At 57.9% G+C, this 18,125-nt stretch carries 16 protein-coding genes and 2 tRNA genes; 7 read left to right on the plus strand and 11 right to left on the minus strand.

Annotated elements, in window-relative coordinates:
• Window positions 1–66: 66 nt before the first annotated feature.
• Entirely contained in the window at window positions 67–645 is a 579-nt protein-coding gene (locus AAAB35_RS10750) for a hypothetical protein (RefSeq protein ID WP_340668270.1), read from the plus strand.
• A gap of 159 nt (window positions 646–804) precedes the next feature.
• Here AAAB35_RS10750 and AAAB35_RS10755 read toward each other — a convergent pair whose 3' ends face one another.
• Window positions 805–951 carry a DUF1127 domain-containing protein gene (locus tag AAAB35_RS10755; protein ID WP_340668271.1) on the minus strand — a complete coding sequence of 49 codons (147 nt, stop codon included), beginning with the start codon at window positions 949–951 and terminating at the stop codon, window positions 805–807.
• 232 nt (window positions 952–1,183) lie between these two features.
• Between AAAB35_RS10755 and AAAB35_RS10760 the strand changes: the two genes are divergently transcribed.
• The 4 genes from AAAB35_RS10760 to AAAB35_RS10775 all read left to right on the plus strand — a co-directional run bounded on the left by AAAB35_RS10760 (window position 1,184) and on the right by AAAB35_RS10775 (window position 4,242).
• Window positions 1,184–2,293 carry a DUF2157 domain-containing protein gene (locus AAAB35_RS10760; protein ID WP_340668272.1) on the plus strand — a complete coding sequence of 370 codons (1,110 nt, stop codon included), beginning with the start codon at window positions 1,184–1,186 and terminating at the stop codon, window positions 2,291–2,293.
• Window positions 2,290–2,865 carry a GDYXXLXY domain-containing protein gene (locus AAAB35_RS10765; protein ID WP_340668273.1) on the plus strand — a complete coding sequence of 192 codons (576 nt, stop codon included), beginning with the start codon at window positions 2,290–2,292 and terminating at the stop codon, window positions 2,863–2,865. The genes AAAB35_RS10760 and AAAB35_RS10765 overlap by 4 nt, the downstream gene beginning before the upstream one ends.
• A gap of 141 nt (window positions 2,866–3,006) precedes the next feature.
• Window positions 3,007–3,089: transfer RNA gene (locus AAAB35_RS10770), tRNA-Leu, on the plus strand.
• A gap of 430 nt (window positions 3,090–3,519) precedes the next feature.
• Window positions 3,520–4,242 carry a 2'-5' RNA ligase family protein gene (locus AAAB35_RS10775; RefSeq protein ID WP_340668274.1) on the plus strand — a complete coding sequence of 241 codons (723 nt, stop codon included), beginning with the start codon at window positions 3,520–3,522 and terminating at the stop codon, window positions 4,240–4,242.
• Between the two features lie 547 nt (window positions 4,243–4,789).
• Here the strand turns inward: AAAB35_RS10775 and AAAB35_RS10780 are convergent.
• The 3 genes from AAAB35_RS10780 to AAAB35_RS10790 form a co-directional block, all read right to left on the minus strand.
• Window positions 4,790–5,236 carry a pyridoxamine 5'-phosphate oxidase family protein gene (locus AAAB35_RS10780; protein WP_340668275.1) on the minus strand — a complete coding sequence of 149 codons (447 nt, stop codon included), beginning with the start codon at window positions 5,234–5,236 and terminating at the stop codon, window positions 4,790–4,792.
• Window positions 5,237–5,341: 105 nt separating this feature from the next.
• Window positions 5,342–8,509 carry a multidrug efflux RND transporter permease subunit gene (locus tag AAAB35_RS10785; protein WP_340668276.1) on the minus strand — a complete coding sequence of 1,056 codons (3,168 nt, stop codon included), beginning with the start codon at window positions 8,507–8,509 and terminating at the stop codon, window positions 5,342–5,344.
• The gene (locus AAAB35_RS10790) at window positions 8,506–9,621 is read right to left on the minus strand and encodes an efflux RND transporter periplasmic adaptor subunit (RefSeq protein WP_340668286.1); all 1,116 of its coding nucleotides are present in this window, start codon (window positions 9,619–9,621) and stop codon (window positions 8,506–8,508) included. Before AAAB35_RS10790 ends, AAAB35_RS10785 begins: the two co-directional genes overlap by 4 nt.
• 638 nt (window positions 9,622–10,259) lie before the next feature.
• Between AAAB35_RS10790 and tig the strand changes: the two genes are divergently transcribed.
• Window positions 10,260–11,684 (plus strand): trigger factor, encoded by a 1,425-nt coding sequence (gene tig / locus AAAB35_RS10795; protein WP_340668277.1) that lies wholly within the window; start codon window positions 10,260–10,262, stop codon window positions 11,682–11,684.
• 29 nt (window positions 11,685–11,713) lie between these two features.
• Here the strand turns inward: tig and AAAB35_RS10800 are convergent, their stop codons facing one another.
• From AAAB35_RS10800 to sfsA, 5 genes are all read right to left on the minus strand, one after another.
• A complete protein-coding gene (locus AAAB35_RS10800) occupies window positions 11,714–12,469 on the minus strand; it encodes a 3-keto-5-aminohexanoate cleavage protein (RefSeq protein ID WP_340668278.1) in 756 nt (251 codons plus the stop codon).
• A gap of 145 nt (window positions 12,470–12,614) precedes the next feature.
• Entirely contained in the window at window positions 12,615–13,448 is an 834-nt protein-coding gene (locus AAAB35_RS10805; protein ID WP_340668279.1) for an AraC family transcriptional regulator, read from the minus strand.
• 102 nt (window positions 13,449–13,550) lie between these two features.
• Window positions 13,551–14,351, minus strand: coding sequence for a DNA repair protein RadC (radC, locus tag AAAB35_RS10810; RefSeq protein WP_340668280.1), 801 nt, complete (start codon window positions 14,349–14,351; stop codon window positions 13,551–13,553).
• Between the two features lie 13 nt (window positions 14,352–14,364).
• Complete coding sequence (gene map, locus AAAB35_RS10815) at window positions 14,365–15,195, minus strand: type I methionyl aminopeptidase (RefSeq protein ID WP_340668281.1); 831 nt, start codon at window positions 15,193–15,195, stop codon at window positions 14,365–14,367.
• 18 nt (window positions 15,196–15,213) lie between these two features.
• Window positions 15,214–15,915, minus strand: a complete 702-nt coding sequence (sfsA, locus tag AAAB35_RS10820; RefSeq protein ID WP_340668282.1) for a DNA/RNA nuclease SfsA — start codon at window positions 15,913–15,915, stop codon at window positions 15,214–15,216.
• 319 nt (window positions 15,916–16,234) lie between these two features.
• On the opposite strand from sfsA, the gene AAAB35_RS10825 reads away from it, so the two are divergent.
• Window positions 16,235–16,417, plus strand: coding sequence for a hypothetical protein (locus AAAB35_RS10825; RefSeq protein WP_340668283.1), 183 nt, complete (start codon window positions 16,235–16,237; stop codon window positions 16,415–16,417).
• A gap of 121 nt (window positions 16,418–16,538) precedes the next feature.
• Here the strand turns inward: AAAB35_RS10825 and AAAB35_RS10830 are convergent.
• Together AAAB35_RS10830 and AAAB35_RS10835 are read right to left on the minus strand one after the other, a co-directional pair.
• A tRNA-Glu gene (locus tag AAAB35_RS10830) sits at window positions 16,539–16,614 on the minus strand.
• 144 nt (window positions 16,615–16,758) lie between these two features.
• The coding region (locus AAAB35_RS10835) for a D-Ala-D-Ala carboxypeptidase family metallohydrolase (RefSeq protein ID WP_340668284.1) at window positions 16,759–18,125 on the minus strand (1,367 nt) is incomplete at its 5' end.

The raw sequence follows: 18,125 nt of genomic DNA on the forward strand, positions 1-18,125 counted from the left end.
ATTATCGCAGCAACCATATTATGCAAAATGATAGGCTTCAACGACGACTATTGTTAGTCTCTTCGCATGCAGATCATCTTCTCCCGATCCGTTCTCAAATATCTCCTTTTCGCCCTCATCTGCAGTCCAATTTCTGTCGCCCAGGCGCAAACCTTCAGCGTCTGCCACGGTTATGGCTGCTATTTCAAGACGAAGGTGACGCTCACGGGCGCCGACCGTTCGCGCATTGCTTCGATCATGGCGGCAGGAAGCAACTCTCCTGAAGCCGAGCGCGCAGCCATACGCGGGGCCGTTCAAGTGTTCGAGCGCCGCAATACGCGGGTGATCGGCGTCGTCGACCGGCCCAAGATGGATTTCGGCAAGGGCCGTGAGCGTGGGCAAATGGATTGTGTCGACGAGTCAACCAACACCGACCATTTCCTGCGCTATCTTCAGGATGCCGGCCCGTTGCGATTTCACACGGTCGTGCGCCGGGTTTCGCGTGGAAGCTTCATCGACGGACGCTATCCACATTTCACCGCCGTTTTGAAGGACGCCAGCGGAACGCTTTGGGTGGTTGACTCATGGTACGAGCCGGGTGGTGGCCCGCCGGATGTCATGACCTTGGCAGAATGGAAGAGCAGGGGTTACGGCGGCGTTCGCTAACAGGGATGTGCCAGGAAGGCCCAGAAACAACAACACCCACCGCGGGAGGAGGTGCGGTGGGTGCCGTTTTGTAAAGGCCGATTGGGAGGAAGAGTATCGGCCTTTGATCGCGGGAGCTTTTGGGAGGAGGATAAGCTCCGGCGATATTCTTGTATGCGATTAGCGTACTGCGGACTTCTTGGCGACGTACGGGATGTCCGAACGGGCAATGCCGAGGTCGCTGAGTTCGCGGGTCGACAGGCGGTTCAATTCGGAAACCGTGTCGCGATAACGACGCCAGTTGCTGTAGGAGCGGATAAGGTTCATTTCAATCACCACTTCGGTTGTTGTTTGCTTGATCACTCTTGATCGTTGAGTGGAAGATAGTAGAACCCTCTCCGAATTTGCAGAGCCAAGATTGCAGATCAGCTATGCAATTGTTGCATTGCAACATTAATCGATCTTAATTGTTGCGTCGCACAAATGTCACCATTGCGGCAGGGCGTGGATTCGCACCACAATTGCGACTAGACTCGCGAGAGCGATTCAGGAGCAGACCGTGGCGATATCCATTGGCGTAAAGAAACAAATTGCGCGCTGGCAGCGAGACGGCCTGATCGATGAGACAACTGCGGAGCGCTTGCGCAAGGACATCGACGGCAGGGGGCACGGTCTCGGACTCGGCGGTATCCTTGCGGTCCTGGGAGCTGTTTTGCTCGGTGCGGCGATTGTTTCGCTCATCGCGGCCAATTGGGAGTTAATGCCACGTCTTGTCCGCCTCGGACTGATCGTGTCGGTCATCTTCCTGGGCTATGTGGGCGGCGCCTGGCGAGCGAGTCTGGGCGACAGGATCTTCAGCGAAGCGCTCTACTTGATCGCCGCCATAACATTCGGCGCCGGCATCGCCCTTGTCGGCCAGATGTATCACCTGTCCGGCGATACCTCCGACGCAGCACTCCTCTGGGTGGCAGGAACAATGGTCGCTGCACTGTTCCTGCGGTCCAGGGTGCTGACCTCGACAAGCGTTGCCATCAGCGGCTTCTATCTTTTCGCTTCGCTCGAACCTGTCGCCTCCGACCGGTGGAGCTATCTCTGGCTGGTACCAGTGCTTGCTCTCATCTGCGCGGGCCTTGTCTGGTATACGAAAGCGCAGGCAGCGCGGCACTTCATCGCCATCCTGCTGATCACTTATGTGTTCGTCGTGCGGTTCGATCTCGACAACGGCGCTATCCTTTGGGTCGCGGCTCTCCTCGGTGCAGCGCTGTTCCTTGTCGACGCTTTGCGCAGCAGAACAACCCAGCGCCTGACGGGCTGGAGCGAGGCGATCGGAGGATACGGCTTTGTCATGCTGAATATCGCCCTCGTCTTTCAGTTCGACGAATTCAGCGAAGGGGTCACCAATCAGGTAATCATCGGCTTTGCCATTCTGGGGTGCTCAATCGCTGGCCTTGCGCTTTCTGGCCACCGTAACCTCGCGGTACGCTGGAGCGCCTATACGGTCTTCTCGCTCGAGGTGCTTTATCTGGCATTCCAGACGATCGGAACAATGATAGGCACGGCGGGCTTCTTCCTGAGCGCTGGCATACTGGTTTTGTTGCTCGCGGCCTTTGTCGTCAGAATGGAGCGCAGACTTCAAAGGAAGAATCCGAAAAGGGAAGCAACGGCATGATTTCCAAGATGAATCGCTTGGTGTGGATGGGGGCGGTCGTCGCGGTCCTTCAGTCGGGCGCCCTCTACGCCATGGTTGCCGAACGCGCTTCGATCCTGCGCAATGGCACGAATATCACGCTTCTTACGGAGCCAGTCGATCCGCACGACTTTCTGCGCGGCGACTATGTCACGCTTGGCTACGGCATCTCCACTATCGAGGCAAGCAAGGTGACAGGTACACCGCCGGCGACGACCGGACTCGCGGATATCTATGTGACTGTAAAGCAGGCCGATGATGGCAGTTGGGGCGTTGGAACCGCGTCCTGGCAGAAGCGTGAGAACCTGGAGACGGGCGAAATACAGTTGCGCGGCCGCACTGCCGGATATGCAAATGCCGCCATTTATCACGATCTGCGGATTCAATATGGCATCGAGCGCTATTACGTGCCGGAGGGCGAGGGGCGGGTGATCGAAGATCAGCAGCGCGAGCGTAGGATCGAGGCGGTCATCGCAGTATCGCCTTCAGGAGACGCGCAGATACGCGCTCTGAAAAACAATGGCGAAGTGCTCTACGAGGAGCCCGCATACTGATAGGCAGGCAAGGGGACCTTGGAGACCGGGTCGTGGTACCGGCCTTAAAACAATGCTGTTGGCGCGCAGCCTTTTTCCTTTGACGCCAGAAATGACGATGCTATAGAGACCGGCGCTTGGGGTGCGGCAACGCCTCCATCTGCGGATGTGGCGAAATTGGTAGACGCACCAGATTTAGGTTCTGGCGGGAGACCGTGGGGGTTCGAGTCCCTCCATCCGCACCAACAACGGCTGTGAAGGCCTTATCCTACTGTAATCCTTAAGCTAACTCGTCGTTCTGGTACAAGCGCAGGTACAAGAATGGACCCCACCCATGACGAGACTGACCTTGGACTACGTGAAAAAAGCCCCCGCACTGGACGACTTTCGGGAAGCCTATGGCAGAGTGGTCAAATTGGGGATCAATCCTGCACAACCGGTCTACGGCGAACGCGATGAGCCACTACAACGAGAGCTTTTAGCCGACACCATTGCCGTAAATACATCGACGTCGTGGAACAGCAGTCATCGGACTGGCGGACCTGTTCCCAGATGAAGGTAGGCCGGTAGCTATTCGGCCCATCAGATAGTAGGATTGAGGTTGGGTGAGCAGGGCTTCATCACAGCAATGACGGTGACATGTGCTCTGACTCCACCTAAAATGGGAGCATCCCAATGTCCGAACCTCTGAAGTTCCTGGCCGCGCTGCTGGTCTGCGCAGCGGGCCTCATGGGCTTTGCCCAAACGTCCCAAGCCGACGACAACGCGGTAACTGCCATCGACATTGCGCTCGAACCCGACGCCACGATGATCCAACATGCGAAAGCCGCTAACGCGCTTTTGCTCAAGGATTTCCCACAGGGCTTCGCGCTGGATGATACGCACCATCCGCACGTTACGATGCTGCAGCAGTTCGTCGTCACCGCCGATCTCGACAAGATATATGCGGCGGCCAACAATGTTCTGGCCGCTGCGCAGCCCACGGGATGGAAGCTGAATGCGATCAAGTACTACTACATTCCCGATGACAAGCTTGGCCTTGGCGGAATTGTCGTTGAACCGACGTCGCAGCTGCGCCAACTGCAGGACCAACTGATCGAGGCGATTGCACCGTTTATGACAAAGAACGGAATGCCCGCAGCCTTCGTGAGCAACGAGGGCGGCACGGATATCCAGAAATCGTTGATCGAGTATGTCGCTAACTTCACGACGGTCGCGGCAGGGGAGAAATTCAACCCGCACGTCACAATTGGTGTCGGTAACGCGGCGTATCTCGATCAGTTGTTGGCGCAACCATTCGGGGCCTTCACCTTCTCGCCTGTTGGTGCATCGGTGTACCAACTCGGTACATTCGGAACGGCGCGCAAGGAACTAAAAGCCCTAGCATTAAACCCTTGAAGAACCCGAGAACATGACTGACGGTTTTATCGGCAACCACGTATGGACCTAGAAGTGGTACAGATTCTGGACACCTCTGGTACAAACGCTCGTAACAGCCTGAATGACGATGCAAGCGTAAGGCATTGAATTGGAGCGGAAATAGGAATTTCAGTTGCCGGTATGGTTTCGACGGAAGCGCCCCTCCATCCGCACCACGCACAGTAACGCGTGGCGCGTTCGCAATCAGCTTACATTTCCTGGTATTCCTACTTCGATGGCTTGCTTTTTGTTATTGAAAACGCGCCCTTCGAACGCTTCAAGATATCTGACAATCGTTCCGGATTGAATTTCGGCTTGGGTGTTGCCTTCTTGATAGTGTCGATAAGATGATCGGAAGCAGTCGGCATCCTGCGCACGAAATGCTGATTTGAAGTTCCTCCCATTGCGGTGCTCCTTTTGGTTAACCCCTCGATTGTACAACGATTCAGGGTAACGTTGGTTGCATCAATAGGAAGGCTGCCTTCACATTCTGTGACGCCGGCAAATTAACGTTGTCACGTTTTGCTTAATGCGCCTTGACGGCCTTGTGGCCCGTTGTTTCGGTGATGGCGATGCGGAAATATACCGGATCGAGCGGGCGCTCCTGGTCGCGAATGACCGTCCTCACATAGCCGGGTTCCCACCATTCAGCCTTCTTGTTCAACAGTTCATGCGCCATGTTCCGTTCGGCACCATGTTCCTTTGTCATTTCCTCGAACCTGCCGGTAACGACCACGCTCAGCCAGCTATTGGTCGCATCGATCTCATCGAATTCCACGCAGACCTTGTGATTGTCGCGCATCCATTCGACTTTCTGTCCCTCCGTGGTAAAGGAGTAAAGGTAGACAGAATTATAGACGAAGCGAAGCGGGACGATGTAGGGCTGATTGTCCTTGGCGCAGGCAAGCCGGCCGATGCTGGCCCGGGACAGCAGTTCCTTGATTTCCCGCCGCGACATTTCGGTGATGATCATCTCTTGCTCCGCATGAGTTATTGGGGGCCAGCCCTCAGCACCTAGTTTGGTGCCGGCTGACCTCTAAGGCAAGACGGTTCTTGGCTGCCGGAGTTGAGCGCGTGGCTAAAAGCCTCGCGCCGGAGCCTCGACCACCGGTTTGCGCTTGCGCCCGAATGAACGGAGGGCAACGTAGAAGACCGGGGTCAGGAACAGCCCGAAGAATGTGACGCCGAGCATGCCGGAGAACACGGCCGTACCCAGCGACTGACGCATTTCCGCACCTGGCCCTGTTGCGATCATCAGCGGAACCACACCAAAGATGAACGCAAACGCCGTCATCAGGATGGGACGCAGGCGCAGGCGGCTCGCCTCGATGGCGGCTTCGACCGGCGTCGCACCATCGTCCTGATGCTGGCGGGCGAACTCGACGATCAGGATCGCGTTCTTTGCCGCAAGGCCAATCAGCACCACAAGCCCGATCTGGGTCAGGATATTGTTGTCCATGCCACGCAGATGCACGCCTATCAGCGCTGCGAGCACGGCGAGCGGAACGATCAGGATGATCGCCAAGGGCAGGATCCAGCTTTCATACTGGGCAGAGAGCGCCAGGAAGACGAACACCACCGACAGCCCGAAGATATATATTGCCGTATTGCCGGTACTGCGCTCCTGGAACGCCAACTCGGTCCAGTTGAAGGTCGTACCGGGCGGCAACGTGTTCGCCGCCAGCGCTTCCATCTTGTCCAGTGCGTCGCCGGTGGAAACGCCCGGTGCCGGGTTACCCTGCAGGGGCACGGACACGTACATATTGTAGCGCTGCACCAGCGACGGGCCAGTCGTGTCCCTGATCTCGATCAAAGTTCCGAGGGGGACAAGCGCGCCCGTTGCGGAGCGCACCTTTAACGCAAGAATGTCAGCCCGGTCGACACGGTACTGTTGGTCCGCCTGCGCCCGGACTTGATAAACGCGCCCGAACGCATTGAAATCATTGACATAGGATGTGCCGAGATTGATGGACAGCGTTTCGAAGATGTTGGGGATCGGCACGTTCAGCGCGCGCGCCTTGTCGCGATCGATCTCAAGGAAGTATTGCGGGCTCGACGCTGAGAAGGTGGTGAAGACGCCGGTAAGGCCGGGCGTCTTGTTGGCCTCCGCCATCATCTGGTAGGCAAGGGGGAGGATGCGGCGCATATCGGGATTGTCGCGGTCGAGAATTTGCATCTTGAAGCCGCCCGAATTGCCGATACCACGGATTGAGGGCGGCGGCACGGCGATGATGAAGGCTTCCTGGATGCTCTGCATCTTGGCGAACAATTGGCCGATGATGGACTGTGCCGTCTGGCCCTGCGGAAGCCGTTCCTCGAACGATTTGAATGGGGCGAAGACGACGCCCGCATTCGACGCATTGGTGAAGGTCGCACCGCTGAAGCCGGCAAAGGCAACCGCATGGCTCACACCGGGAACGCTTCGGACGATATCCGAAGCACGCTTGATGACCGCGTCCGTACGTTCCAGCGACGCACCGTCCGGAAGTTGGACGACGACGATGGCATAGCCCTGATCCATCGTGGGAATGAAACCGCGCGGAACGATATTGGCCATGTACCATGTGGCGACGAGCAGACCAACAAAGACCAACAGCGACGCCAGAAGACCGACGGTCGAACCGACCAGATGGCGAATGACCCACGAATAGCCATGCGCCATCTTGTCGAAGCCGGTATTGAAACCATTGGCAAGGAAGCGGCCGGCACGCGCAACCGGATTTCGCGAATGGGCATGGCTGTGCGGACGCAGTACGATTGCCGCGAGAGCCGGGGAAAGCGTCAATGAATTCAACGCCGAAATCGCGGTAGCAACGGCGATCGTGATTGCAAACTGAAGATAGAACTGCCCCGAAATACCGGGAATGAAAGCGGTGGGCACGAACACGGCAATCAGCACCAGTGAAATGGCGACAACCGCGGTTCCGACTTCGTCCATCGTGACGTGAGCGGCCTGTTTTGGAGACATGCCGGACGCCAGATTGCGTTCGACGTTCTCGACAACCACGATGGCATCATCCACGACGATGCCGATGGCAAGGACGAGGCCGAAAAGCGTCAACATGTTGAGGGAGAAGCCGAAGGCAAGGAGGACGGCGAGCGTTCCGATCAAGGAAACCGGAATTGCGACGATCGGGATGATCGCCGTACGCCAGGATTGCAGGAAAACGAGGACGACAAGCGCAACAAGAATGACCGCTTCGATGATCGTCTTATAGACCTCGTTGATCGATTCCGAGATGAACTCGGTCGGATTATAGACGATATTGTAGGTCAGCCCGTCGGGAAAATCCTTGGCGAGATCCTTCATCGTCTCCTGGATGGTTTCCGAGGTAGCCAGGGCGTTGGTGCCGGGCCGGCTGAATATGCCGAGCGCCACGGCCGGACTGCCGTCGAGGTAGCTGTTGGTCACGTAGTCCTTGGCGCCGAGTTCGATGCGCGCGACGTCCTGGAGCTGTACAAGGCGCCCGGTATCCGTAGCCTTGACAATGACATAACGGAATTGTCTCGCGTCGCTGAAACGTCCTTCCGTCGTCACGGTGTACTGGAAGGCATTGTTGCCGGATGTCGGCGGACCGCCGATCGACCCGCCGGAAACCTGCACGTTTTGATCGCGCAGCGACTGGACGACGTCGCTCGCTGTCATGCCGTAGGCGGCGAGCTTCTGCGGATCGAGCCATATGCGCAGCGAATATTCGCGTTCGCCGAAGATTGTGAGATCGCCGACACCGTCAAGCCGCAGCAGCACGTCGCGAATGCGGGTGCGCGCGTAGTTGGACACGTAGAGTTGGTCGTAGCGATTATTCGGCGAAAGCACGTGAATGACCATCATCAGGTCAGGCGAACTTTTCGTCGTGGTCACGCCGAGACGCCGCACTTCTTCGGGCAAGCGCGGTTCGGCGATCGAAACACGGTTCTGAACCAGCACCTGCGCCTGGTCGAGATCCGTGCCGAGCTTGAAGGTGATCGTCAGCGCCATCGATCCGTCGGCGGTGGAATAGGAGGACATGTAGAGCATGTTCTCGACGCCGTTGACTTCCTGCTCGATCGGCGTGGCTACCGTGTCGGCAATCGTTTGCGCATCCGCACCGGGATAAGAGGTGCGCACCACAATCGTCGGCGGCGCGATCTCCGGATACTGGGCAACCGGCAACTGGGTGTAGGCGATGCCACCGACGATCAATAGAACGATCGACAGGACGGATGCGAAGATCGGCCTGTCGACAAAGAAATGCGCGAATCTCATTGGCCGACCCCCGGCGCATTGGCTTCGGGCGGTAAGGTTATGAGTTCGGGCTTGACCTTGACGCCCGGGCGAATGCGCATCAGCCCGTTGACGACAATGGTTTCATCCCCGGTCATGCCTTCGCGGATGATGCGATAGCCATATTGCTTCGGCCCGACGCGGACTGGCTTTGGCGTAACCGTGCCATCTTCGCTGACCACGTAGACGATGCGCTCGTTCTGGTCGGCACCGATAGCATCATCCGGAACGAGGATACCCTTATATACGTTCGAGGCCGATACCTCGACACGGCCGAAAAGTCCGGGCTGCAATACGAAATCCGGGTTGGCGAAACGAGCCCGCACGCGCATGGTGCCCGTCTGGGCGTCAAGCCGGTTTTCGGAGAAATCCAGTTTGCCCTTTACCGGTGGTTCCTTGGAGTCGGTCAGTCGGACCGTCACCTCAAGTCCGCCGCCACCTTCCTGCAGGTCGCTGCCACGCTCGCGCGCTGAACGCGCATAGGCGAGCAGATTGCGCTCGTCGACGTCGAAATAGAAATCAATGGGATCGAGCGAGACGATCGTTGTCAGGATGGTGTCATTCGCATTGACGAGGTTGCCGACGGAGATCAGCCTGCGGTCGATGCGTCCGTCCTGCGGAGCGGTAATTTCGGTATACATCATATCGAGCTTTGCCTGGGCGACCGCCGCTTCCGCGCCGCGTACGCTGGCCTGGCCGGCAAGATAGGCGCGGCGCTGGTCGTCGAGCGTCGAGACCGACAAGGTTCCGCTTCCGGTCAGCGATTCAGTACGCTTGTACTGCGCTTCCGCGTAGGTCAAGGTCGTCTTGGCAACCTCGAGCGCCGCCTGCGCCTGGTCGAGGGCGGTTTGGAAGGGCCTCTGGTCGATCGTGAAGAGCGGATCGCCCTTCTTGACCAGAGCGCCGTCCTTGAAATGGACAGTATCGAGATAGCCCGACACGCGAGAGCGCACCGCAACCTGATCGACGGCGTCGAACCGGCCAATGAACTCATCGGCGTCGATCACATCGCGGACGATGGGTTTTGCAACCGATACGGGTGGAGGAGGCGGGGCGGCGGCGTCTTGTGCCGATGCCGCGGTGGCAAATAAAATAGCGGCAAGGCCGAGCTTAGCGGCGGAGATGAACGTTCGTGACAAGGGCAGGCCTCCAAGACAATCCGACACCGAACGGCCACGCAGGATGAATTTCCAGACAAATCAGCCGGTTGGAGCGGCTGTCACTGCAATTCATCGGACGATCGGGTCTAGTTAAGCAAAGTCAGAATTCAACGCTCACGTGGAGTGCCTCAACCGGATGTGTCGTACACCCGGCTTGGGCGACGCGGACATCACCTGTCTCAGAACCCCACGAATCCAGACTTGCATAGTTCCAATTCGTTGTCACCTCGCAATCGCGAGTAGAGAAAGAAGGGTAAGTGCCCCCACAAAGCGGGCATTTTCTCGAAGGCGCAGAGGGGCTCCGCCATTGATTTTTGCCCGCAAGGCAAGTAAAGGGAGCCACCAGTCGGTAAGGGTGCAATTTCTTTCGCAACTTTGTGCCACATTCTGTGTTAGAATCGGTGTCGCTAAATGAGAGTTGCACTGGAAATAAGGCAATAAAATCAACGTGGATGGCGAGCCAGGCTCCTCCATCCGCACCGGAAGCCGCAAAGGCAGGCAGTTTTCTCCCGCAATTTTGGCCAATGAGCCGGCAACGGCGGGACAAATGTTAAAAAAGTGAAGGTTTGGACATGCAGGTTACTGAAACGCTCAATCAAGGGCTGAAGCGCGAGATCAAGGTCGTTGTACCGGCCAAGGATCTGGAAGCAAAGCTTTCCGAACGCCTCAAGGGCGCCAGCGCCAAGGCGCGCATCAATGGCTTCCGCCCCGGCAAAGTGCCAATGAACCATCTGCGGAAGATGTACGGCAAGTCGTTCATGGCTGAAGTCGTCAACGAGATCTTGAGCGATTCCTCGCGGTCCATCCTCGCCGAGCGCAACGAAAAGTCGGCTACGCAGCCGGAAGTCGTCATGACCGAGGACGAGAAGGAAGCGGAAAAGGTTCTGAGCGGCGAAGCCGATTTCGAATTTTCTCTCAACTACGAAGTTCTGCCCGCAATCGAAATCAAGGATGCGTCGAAGATCAGCGTGACCCGTGAAGTCGTTGACGTGAGTGATGAGGAAGTCGAGGAGCAGGTCAAGCGCGTTGCAAGCTCCGCCCAGACCTTCGAACCGAAGAAGGGCAAGGCCGAGAGCGGCGACCGCGTTACCATGGACTACGTCGGCAAGGTCGACGGTGAGCCGTTCGATGGCGGCGCCGATACCGACGCGACGCTCGTTCTCGGTTCCGGCCAGTTCATTCCGGGCTTTGAAGATCAGTTGATCGGCGTCAAGGCCGGCGACGAGAAGCAGATCAACGTTACGTTCCCGGCCGAATACGGCGCCGCGCATCTCGCCGGCAAGGACGCGACCTTCGACATCACTGTCAAGGAAGTTGCCAAGCCGGGCGAACTTGAAATCAATGATGAGACTGCGAAGAAGCTCGGCATCGAAAGCGCCGACCGTCTTCGTCAAGTTATTCGAGAGCAGATCGAAAGCCAGTACGGCACGTTTACGCGCCAGAAGGTCAAGCGCCAGATCCTCGATGCCCTCGACAACGAATACAAGTTCGAGTCGCCGGAACGCCTGATCAACGCCGAGTTCAACAATATCTGGGCACAGATCGGTCAGGATCTCCAGGAAGCCGGCAAGACCTTCGAGGATGAAGATACGACGGAAGAGGAAGCCCGCGACGAATATCGCAATCTTGCCGAACGCCGCGTCCGTCTCGGCCTCGTTCTTTCCGAGATCGGCAACAAGGCCGGCATCGAAGTAACCGAAGAAGAGTTGCAGCGCGCCGTCTACGATCAGGTTCGCCGCTATCCGGGCCAGGAACAGCAGATCTATGAATTCTTCCGCAAGACGCCGGAAGCAGTCAATAACCTGCGCGCGCCGATCTTCGAAGAGAAGGTCGTCGATCACCTTTTGTCGAACATCAACGTCACCGACAAGAAGGTGACAAAGGAAGAACTGATGGCTGACGACGAGTCGGATGCCAAGCCGGAAGAGACCAAGAGGCCGGCGAAGAAGGCAGCGCCAAAGAAGGCCGCCAAGAAGAAGACCGACGACGAGGCGTAAGCTTCCGTGTCGATCATGCAAGGGCCGCGTCAGCGGCCCTTTTCATTTGCAGTGCCGAGAATGGTATCACCGCCTCGGGCAAGAACGGCGGCTGCGCGGACGAGGTCGGCGTTGTCCTCGGCTTCCTTGCCCTCAGGCAGAAGCCTGCCGTCTTCAAGACCGATACGGCCATCGTAGCCCCGCGCAAGAGCGAGGTTGAACATCGGCCACACACTCGCTTCGTCGCCGTGGAGGAGAATTGGAAGTTCCATCTTCGCCCGCTCGAGCACCGATACGATCCCCATCGCAACGGCCAGCCCCTCGTCAATATCCTGTTCATTGATTTCGATGAGAACCCGCAGACATTTTTGCGCATCGGGAAGGGCTATGAGGCGCTCTGCATCATCCACCGACCACAGGCCGGCTTCAACACCAATGCCTTTGCTCCAGACGAGCGCCATGACCTCGGCCGCATCCTCCTCGATCAGATTGACCGAAACGTAGTCCGGAAGATCCTGCCATTGCTCGATCGGTGTCTGGCGTGCCCTGCCTCTTGGGGGAATGCGCCAATGGGTCGAAAGTCCAATCGGTACCTCCGGAACGCTTTCACGCACCGCGCGGATGGCCGCGCCGACATCATACGGGGCAAGACTTTCGAGGCCGTCAGGACCACGCGGATGAATGTGAAGTTCGCTCGCACCGGCAGCCACCACGTGCGCGGCATCGCGGGCAAGCTCGTCCGCCGTATAGGGAACGGCGGTATGAAAATCGCGGTTACGACCGCCGTTGAGGCAAGCTTGCAGCATTTCGTCTGCTCCCGTGTTGATGCGGCCTATCATGGGACAAGCCCGCTGACAGCCATATGTCATCAATAACGGCCGGAGCGACGCAAGGTTGCGGCCAGCGGGCTCCCGCCAGGCCGCAACCTGTTCTAAATCGATTGCTCCCGTCTCAATTTTTCACCGGGACCCAGATTTCCAGGCCCCCATTGCCGGTTCGCGGATCGAACTCCGGTCCGTAGCGCTCGAAGTTCGGCGCGTCAGCGACATCATGGCCCGACTCCGGCAGATACTTGCCCCAGATGGTCATGAATGTACTTCGGATCGTGGAAATATGATCCAAGTGTCTGAAAATGAGATACTTCTGTGCCGGAATGCGGACGCGGCCGAAGGAGTCGGGAACTTCGGAGAAATCCTTGACCTTAACGCCGGCAATATAGTCGAAGTTGTTTTCATCGTCGCTGTTGCAGCAAACGCCGTAGCAGACATCACCGACCTGACCCGGCACGTGGCCGATGTGCGGAGCGAAGCGCTGCCATTGCGACGGGATGGCCTTGCTGCTCTCGCAATCGTAGCGCGCGCCTATTCCGGCAACGAGCAGCGGCTTACCCTCAACGATACGTGGTTCTTCCAGATCTACGACAAATGATTCGTCCATTTTGATAGCCTCCACCAATGGGATGTTGTCGACATGGCCCTGTGCGCGAATCTGTTCGGGCGTCATGCCGAACTGATCGCGAAAGGCCCGGGTGAATGCTTCATGGGAATTGTAACCGGCTTCGAGCGCGACGCAGAGAATATCGGGTGCACCCTTGCAGAGGAGTCTTGCAGCCTCGCTGAGCCGGCGCCCACGGATGTAACCTCTAACGGAACAACCGGTCACAGCCGCAAAGGCGCGCGACATGTAGAAGCGCGACAAGCCAGCTGAAGCGGCAATGTCATCCAGCGTGATGCCCTCGGCAAAATGCCCTTCGATAAACCAGATCGCCTTTTCAACCGCGTTCATTCAAATCTCCATTCAAGCACAATATCTGAATAGGACGTTCTTGAACGGCTCATTTGATCGGGTTTGCTGTAGAGTCGGTTTCTGCTCGGTAAGGACGCCTTCTCAATAAAGCTTCAGTCCCTTGAGGCTGGCATGGCCATTCTTGCCGATAATGATGTGGTCATGAACGACAATTCCCAGCTGCGCGCCGATATTGGCGATGGTCCTCGTCATCTCGATGTCGGCCTTGGACGGGGTTGGATCGCCCGAAGGATGGTTGTGGACAAGAATGATCGCGCTCGCTGACAGGTTCAATGCCCGCGCCATAACCTCGCGCGGGTAGACGGGCGTGTGGTCGACGGTACCGACCTGTTGTATCTCATCGGCGATCAACGCGTTTTTCTTGTCGAGGAACAGGATGCGCAATTGTTCGCGTGGTTCATGCGCCATGGCGGCGATGCAGTATTCGATGACCTTATTCCACGAACTCAGCAGGGTTTTTTCGCGAATATCGCTACGAATGACGCGATGGGTAAGGGCCGACACGAGCTTGAGATCAAAGGATACAGCCGGGCCGCAGCCTTTGACTTCCTGGAGCAGGTGTTCGGGCGCTCCCAGAACTTCCGCCAGCGACCCGAACCGGGTAAGCAGCGCCTTCGCCAGTGGCTTGGTGTCGCCCTGCCGGATCGAGCGATAAAGCAGCATCTCCAGCATTTCATAGTCGGCGAAACCTTCGTGGCCAACCTTCTGGAAGCGTTCCTTCATACGCTCGCGATGGCCGACATAGTGCGGCGTCTCACTGCCGGAAGGGCTCGGCTCCGCGTTGCGAGGAGCGCCGTAAGGCTCAACGGCTGGTTGATTGGTAGTGGGTGTTGTGGGCGGCTCGCTGACGAAGAAAATCTGTTCGGGCTTTTCTTCGCTCATCTACCCTTCATTCCTATCCGAGGTTTAATCCGGGTGCGAACAAACCAGCCGGTGACAACGTGAATACCTCGCAACCGGCGCTGGTGACGGCAACAGTGTGTTCGTATTGCGCGGTCAGCGAGCGATCGCGTGTCACGGCCGTCCAGCCGTCGGCAAGCACTTTCACATGCGGGCGGCCAAGATTGATCATAGGCTCTATCGTGAAAATCATGCCTTCGCGCAGCTCAATGCCCTCATTGGGCGTACCGTAGTGGAGAATATTCGGTGCGTCATGGAAAAGCTGTCCGACGCCATGGCCGCAGAAGTCACGCACGACGGAGCAACGCTCTGCCTCCGCGTAGGTTTGGATGGCCGCACCGATGGCGCCGGTCCGAACCCCCGGTCGAACGGCGGCGATGCCGCGCATCAGGCTTTCATGCGTCACTTCCATCAGGCGCTCGGCCGCCCGCTTGATCTGACCAACAGGATACATGCGGCTTGAGTCGCCGTGCCAGCCATCAAGTATGTACGTCACGTCGACATTGACGATATCGCCCTCGCGCAACGGCTTGTCATCGGGAATGCCGTGGCAAACCACATGGTTGATAGACGTGCAACTCGACTTTGTGTAGCCGCGATAGTTGAGCGTTGCGGGCAGGGCGCCATGATCGGCGCCGAATTCGAACACAAAGCGATCGATTGTATTGGTCGTCACGCCTGGTGCGACGATCGATGCAAGCTCGTCGAGGCAGCGGGCGGTCAGCTGGCAAGCCTTGCGCATGGCCTCGAACCCCTCCGGGCCGTGAAGCCGGATCTGACCGGTATTCTTAAGAGGTGCGCTCTGCGCGTCGAGATAGGTGACCATGGTTGAGTCCGCTTGGCATCAATCGATAATTGGCATCGTGCTGATCGCAGCAATGCCCATAGGCGTGATGTGGCATTTTACGGCGTATGCTTCAACCCCGCGCTTCATTGCCCGATCAAAAGCGGCAGCATAGACCGGGTCAAGATCACCACAAATCCGCAATTGTTCGCAATCCCCGCGCTGGACGACATAGAGCATGGCGCCGCGATTGCCATTCTCAACCATGTTTCCGAGCTCGTCCAGATGTTTTGCACCACGCGCCGTTGGCGAGTCCGGGAACTCCGCAAGGCCCGGTTTGCGCGAAAAATGCACGTTCTTGACCTCAACATAGGCCGCCCGGCGCCCCGGGCCCTGCAAAAGGATGTCGATGCGCGAATTAAGGCCATATTTCTGCTCGCGCTTCAGTTCGGCATAGCCTGAGAGCGAAGGAATTAATCCCGCCAGGATCGCTTCTTCGGCGATACGGTTCGGCAAACCGGTATTGATGCCGACCATTGTACCATCGACCTCGACCATTTGCAGGGTATGTCGATACTTCCGCTTTGCGCCGTCGGACAGGGAGAGCCAGACCTTGATGCCGGGATCGGTGAGACCAAGCATGGAACCGGTATTGGGAACGGAACTCGTGATCGCCGCGCCGTCATCAAGGATGATGTCGGCGAGAAAGCGCTTGTAGCGTTGGACGAGCCTGCCAGTGACGAGTGGAAATGTGAAATCCATGCGTGCGGTTTAGCCCAAGGGCAGCGTGACGGCAATCAGCCAGCAGGGGCTTGTGGACCAGCGGTTGCCACATAAAAAAACCTGCCTCTAAAAGGCAGGTTAGTTTGCTCTGGGGTGGGAGAATCGGGTCCGAGTGGAGGTAAGGCGAACCCTACTGCCGCCAAATGAGTCTCGGCAGTAATTTATGATAAGTCAGCTCCCGATATCGGTCGCATAACTTTGTCTAACAGCCCGTGATAAAGCTTGAAAACGGTGGGCTGTTCTAATCCCGGACTCTGACCCATTCTATATGGAGGGACGAAACAGTTCAGGAGAAAGCATGATGAATCTCAAGTTTTTCCTACCGCTTGCAGCAGTCGCCGCGCTCACTTTGGCCGCATGCGACAACAAGCCGAAAGAGGGCGAAACCAAAGCTCCCGCCACCACATCCGAGCCGACGACCCCGGCGCCAGCACCAACGACGCCGGCTCCCGAACCCGCCAAGCCTGCACCCGCCAACTAGGCACTACAGGCAACACGTCAGGTGGCCAGCTCGATTGGAGTTGGCCACTTTGCATAAATGGTGGTACGCAAAAGCGTTAGAGCATTGCGTCTTAACATTCTGATTTTCCAGGAAGAAAACCTGGTACGCCCAAGGGGAATCGAACCCCTGTTTCCGCCGTGAAAGGGCGGCGTCCTAGACCGCTAGACGATGGGCGCCCCGCAGGTAAGCGGCTTATAGTGAAACAGTTTTTGCCCCGCAACCCCATTGAGCATTCTTTTTTCAAAAAAATGAAAAATGTTCAACTTGCGGGTTAGTCGGTACAGCATGGGGACAAGCGCAACCTGAGGTTTGGGGTCTAACTATCCGCGGCCGCGCGAGCAGCGCCAGTTCCAATCGCGCGTCGGTCCAATGTCGACGTGGACTGATTCGGTGTGACAATAAGTTCCAACACCGCCGCGTCCCGGCATCGAGCGGGCAAAGTTGGCAAGCACCCATTTGGAAACGCCGGGAACCTGAATATCAGCGGCAGCGCACGACATGTGCAGCGAGGCCTTCGCGCCATTGACGAGGCGGTTGTAAGGCGGGCTGCGATAGCCGGACGTAACGATCACGGATTTGCCGAAGCGACGCTCGATAGTCTTGAGGAAGCCGACGAGCTGCGGCTTGAGGCATGCCACCTGCACGTTCTCACGTTGCACCTTCAATCCATTAGGCGCGAGACGGGCAAGACCGGCAGCTGAAGCGAGGATGACCGGAGCAGGCGCAAACTCCATGTCGTCGTCTTCATAGAGGCTATCGCGCTGCATGATCTGGATGCCGGCATTCGGACGAACGCCCGGCAGGGACGACATGTGTTCCGTCTTGCCGGCAAAAGACTCGGCCGAGGGAAGGGCGGCCGAAGCAGTCTGGACAGGTGGCTCGGCCGAGCGCAGCTGCGGCTGAGACTTTGGCTGGATGACCGCCAGCTGTCGGCTCGCCGCGGGCCTGTTCTGACTATTGCCGAAAAGCCGGAGCAGCAGCCCACTGTCCTTATTGGGCGCTGCAGTGGCCGTCTTGCTTTCGGCCGGCTTATTTTGTGTGGCCGCCGCCGCTTCGTCCGTCTTCGCCGGGTCGGAGCTGGGTGCTTCTGCAGTCTCGGCGGGCTTCGGTGCTGCCTTTTGCGGCGAAGATGCGCCTTCACCGCGCATGCTGTTGCCGAAGAGAGAAGTTCTCGCAGGCGCTGCGGCGGATGCTGCGTTTGCGACCTCTACGGTACCTTCCGGCTTTGCGGGTGCACTCGAACCAAAGAGGGAAGTCTTCTGTGCTGGCGCTGCTTCGGTGGGCGTGGCGGCTGCAGCCTGCTGTTCTCCCGTTGCCGGTGCCGCAGCGGCCTCGCTCGTTTTGCCATCCTTTGCCGCCTGCAGGGCGCTGGCCTCTGTACTGCCGGCCAGCGCGAGCGCTTCGGGCGAAACGGTCGCCGTCCCGGTGGATGGCATCGCATGTTCGGAGGTTGCTTTGGCTTCAGCCGTCTGGGTGGTTTCGGCCGCGCTGGTCAGCGCGGAAGTGACGCTGGGGGTGGTGCCAGTCGTGCAGGAAGTCGCTGCAAAAGCGGAGAGTGCGACGACGCATGCGACCGTACTCGCCCGCAGGGCAGAAACTGAGGCTGGCAGTATTTTCAACGATTCCCCCGTCTCGTCTTTCGCGGTGCCCGTGGATAGTGGAGACCGCTTTTGTAAGAGCAGAAAAG

The organism is Phyllobacterium sp., assembly GCF_037994425.1.
In the GTDB taxonomy this organism is placed as follows: Bacteria; Pseudomonadota; Alphaproteobacteria; order Rhizobiales; family Rhizobiaceae; genus Phyllobacterium.

What these genes read in the sequence shown, in the direction of transcription:
- AAAB35_RS10750 (WP_340668270.1), top strand. Translation starts at nt 67, where the DNA reads ATGCAGATCATCTTCTCCCGATCCGTTCTCAAATATCTCCTTTTCGCC.
- AAAB35_RS10755 (WP_340668271.1), bottom strand. Translation starts at nt 951, where the DNA reads ATGAACCTTATCCGCTCCTACAGCAACTGGCGTCGTTATCGCGACACG.
- AAAB35_RS10765 (WP_340668273.1), top strand. Translation starts at nt 2,290, where the DNA reads ATGATTTCCAAGATGAATCGCTTGGTGTGGATGGGGGCGGTCGTCGCG.
- AAAB35_RS10775 (WP_340668274.1), top strand. Translation starts at nt 3,520, where the DNA reads ATGTCCGAACCTCTGAAGTTCCTGGCCGCGCTGCTGGTCTGCGCAGCG.
- AAAB35_RS10780 (WP_340668275.1), bottom strand. Translation starts at nt 5,236, where the DNA reads ATGATCATCACCGAAATGTCGCGGCGGGAAATCAAGGAACTGCTGTCC.
- AAAB35_RS10785 (WP_340668276.1), bottom strand. Translation starts at nt 8,509, where the DNA reads ATGAGATTCGCGCATTTCTTTGTCGACAGGCCGATCTTCGCATCCGTC.
- tig (WP_340668277.1), top strand. Translation starts at nt 10,260, where the DNA reads ATGCAGGTTACTGAAACGCTCAATCAAGGGCTGAAGCGCGAGATCAAG.
- AAAB35_RS10800 (WP_340668278.1), bottom strand. Translation starts at nt 12,469, where the DNA reads ATGCTGCAAGCTTGCCTCAACGGCGGTCGTAACCGCGATTTTCATACC.
- AAAB35_RS10805 (WP_340668279.1), bottom strand. Translation starts at nt 13,448, where the DNA reads ATGAACGCGGTTGAAAAGGCGATCTGGTTTATCGAAGGGCATTTTGCC.
- radC (WP_340668280.1), bottom strand. Translation starts at nt 14,351, where the DNA reads ATGAGCGAAGAAAAGCCCGAACAGATTTTCTTCGTCAGCGAGCCGCCC.
- map (WP_340668281.1), bottom strand. Translation starts at nt 15,195, where the DNA reads ATGGTCACCTATCTCGACGCGCAGAGCGCACCTCTTAAGAATACCGGT.
- sfsA (WP_340668282.1), bottom strand. Translation starts at nt 15,915, where the DNA reads ATGGATTTCACATTTCCACTCGTCACTGGCAGGCTCGTCCAACGCTAC.
- AAAB35_RS10825 (WP_340668283.1), top strand. Translation starts at nt 16,235, where the DNA reads ATGATGAATCTCAAGTTTTTCCTACCGCTTGCAGCAGTCGCCGCGCTC.